Annotated in this window: 3 protein-coding genes; all 3 read left to right on the plus strand. The window is 33.0% G+C overall.

All coding sequences use genetic code 11. The features are described from left to right. The first annotated feature begins 217 nt into the window (after positions 1-217). The 3 genes from G468_RS0117095 (at position 218) to G468_RS0117105 (ending at position 2202) form a co-directional block, all read left to right on the plus strand. Complete coding sequence (locus tag G468_RS0117095) at positions 218-1153, plus strand: replication initiator protein A (RefSeq protein WP_026824051.1); 936 nt, start codon at positions 218-220, stop codon at positions 1151-1153. 150 nt (positions 1154-1303) lie between these two features. Then, entirely contained in the window at positions 1304-1927 is a 624-nt protein-coding gene (locus G468_RS24970) for a ParA family protein (protein WP_248604902.1), read from the plus strand. A 47-nt stretch (positions 1928-1974) separates the two neighbouring features. After that, entirely contained in the window at positions 1975-2202 is a 228-nt protein-coding gene (locus tag G468_RS0117105) for a hypothetical protein (RefSeq protein ID WP_026824053.1), read from the plus strand. Positions 2203-2333 lie beyond the last annotated feature (131 nt).

Here is a 2333-nt window from a genome sequence, read left to right on the forward strand (position 1 = left end):
TTCCTAAATCCCGATTAGGACTATTACTTATCCACAAAAAAGCTAGTTTTTTGTGATTAAAGTTTAAACATATTTGACTGTTTTCTTAAATCCCGATATTATTTTCTTAAATCCCGATGTTTAGGGGGATTCCTAAATCCCGAAAACAAACCTGTTAAATGATGTTCGCATTTAACAGGTTCTAACCAACAATCCTAAATAGGCTAGGAGTGAAGCTATGGCTGATCATACAAAAAAAATAGGAAAAAGCAATTTGACGACGTTACGCCCACAAAAACATAATCAATTAGAGTTTTTTATTGCCGATGAGGTTGATGTTTCAACTTTTCGCGATGAAATGGCCAGTATGGAACACCCTTTTTTTGCCCTAAAAGGTGGTGATACCAAAGTCAGGGAATATAAAAATGGCAACGTGACTGTCACGGTTAGGCCAGCAGCTGAAATTGGATTAGCCACAATTTTTGATAAAGATATTTGGATTTATGCCATATCGAAATTACAAGAGGCAATTAATAACGGTAAACCTATTAGCCGTATTATCACCTTTACCCCGTATGATTTTTTTGTAACGACTAACAGAGATAAAGGGGGTAAATCTTATAAAGAATTAGAAAAAGCATTGGACAGGCTTTCGGGTACTCGTATTACTACTAATATTGTTTATTCGGAAGACAAACAAGAAAGTATTGGCTTTGGATTAATTGATAGTTGGAGAATTTTAGAAGAAAAAAAAGGAAAACTTGATATCGGTATGGTTGAAGTGACTTTACCAGACTGGCTTTATCAGGCTATTACTAAAACCAAGGTGTTACAAATTAGTCCTGATTATTTTCGTATACGGAAAGCTATCGATAGACGATTATATGAAATAGCCCGTAAACACTGTGGCAATCAGCATGAATTTATTATTTCACTCGATAAATTATATGCTAAAACAGGTAGTACAGCCGCTTTATCTAAATTCAAATTTAATATTAAGCAATTAGCTAAAACGAATGATCTTCCTGATTATGAAATTCTTTTTGATTCGATCACAGATAAGGTTATTTTCAAAAACCGTAATCAAAATACTCCACAAGCAGAAGCTTCACGTAAGCGAGAAAAAGGTAAAAAGGAAATTCATAAAATGAAAAATAAATTATTTAACAAATAAATTTTTATTGCCGTTAAAATATTGCTTTAATGCTTTAATGCTTTAATGCTTTAATGCTTTAATGCTTTAATGCTTTAATTTTTTCATGAAATAGAGTATCATTAATAATGATATTATGAATTAATTAAATCATGATTTAATGAGGTGGTGATGGCTATCATAAGTTGTATTGGACAAAAGGGCGGCGGATCAAAAAGTACAACTGCCAGAACACTTGTGGCTGGTTTTACCGAAGCAAATTGGAGAACTCATTTAGCAGATATAGATGAGAAACAGCAAACTTCTTTAAAATGGTGTAAAAGAAGAGAGGATTTAGGTTTAAGTACTATAGATTGTGCTCTTTACCGCAGGGTTGATACCGTAATAAGGATGAAAGATCATTATCATTTAATTGTAATTGATGGTCGACCAGCAGCTGAAACTACATCATTTGATGTAGCAATGGAATCTGATCTCATTATTATTTCAACAGGAACGACAATTGATGATTTAGAGCCATCTCTTGAACTAGCTAGAGAATTAACAAAAAAAGGAATTAATAAAGATAATATAGTTTTTCTTGTTTCTAAAGCCTCATCAGAATCAGAGGGATCTAAAGCGCAAAAAACTATAAAAGCATGGGGGTTTCACGTTCTTGATACTGTTATACCTCTTAAAACTAGCTATGGAAATGCTCTTGATGAAGGACGGGCATTATATGAAACACCATTTAAAAGTTTAAATTTAATTGCTAGAGCTATGGTTGAAGAAGTTCATGATTTAATTAATTCATGATTTCATGTTAAGATGAAATCATGTTATTGCTAATATGGTTAGATTTTATGAAATTACCTAGTAAAAAAATTAAAATTGCTCCACCGCCGGACAATGAACCAACGTTAAACGTGACAGGGAAGAATATTCAGCCTGATACAATTATAAAACCCATTCAAATAAAGGTCTCTATTAATAAACATAAAGAGATGAAAACATATGCGGCTGAGCAAGGAATAACAATTACTGAAATGCTCCTTGCTGGTTATGAAATGTATAGAAATAAAATGAAGTAAAAAGTCGCTAACTGAAGGGAGTAGTGATCCCGACAGCTAGCTAACCCAAACCCTAAGCAATCTAGGCTGTGTCCCTTAATTGCTTGAGCTATAGTATCCATCTGTTTCTACGATACTTTGAATTATGGCTC

The organism is Arsenophonus nasoniae DSM 15247, assembly GCF_000429565.1.
Classification (GTDB): Bacteria; Pseudomonadota; Gammaproteobacteria; order Enterobacterales; family Enterobacteriaceae; genus Arsenophonus; species Arsenophonus nasoniae.